Raw genomic sequence first — 268 nt, forward strand, 5'->3', positions numbered from 1 at the left:
TCCGCCGTCGCGTCGAGAACAAGGAGGTGGTGATCGGTTTCGGTCACCCGGTGTACACGATCTCCGATCCGCGCAACCAGGTGATCAAGGAAGTCGCGAAGAAGCTGTCGAAGGAAGCGGGCAACACCAAGCTGTTCAGCATCGCCGAGCGTCTTGAAACAGTGATGGCAGATGTGAAAAAGATGTTTCCAAATCTCGACTGGTTCAGCGCGGTGTCGTATCACATGATGGGCGTGCCGACGGCGATGTTCACGCCGCTGTTCGTGAT

Annotated in this window: 1 protein-coding gene; it reads left to right on the top strand. The window is 56.3% G+C overall.

The genetic code is table 11. From position 1 onward, the window contains the following. Positions 1-268, top strand: a 268-nt coding sequence (locus SB772_RS41495) for a citrate/2-methylcitrate synthase (protein WP_410838710.1), incomplete at both ends; no start/stop codon positions are given.

Origin of the sequence: Paraburkholderia sp. SIMBA_030 (assembly GCF_046535245.1) — a bacterium.
GTDB lineage: Bacteria > Pseudomonadota > Gammaproteobacteria > Burkholderiales > Burkholderiaceae > Paraburkholderia.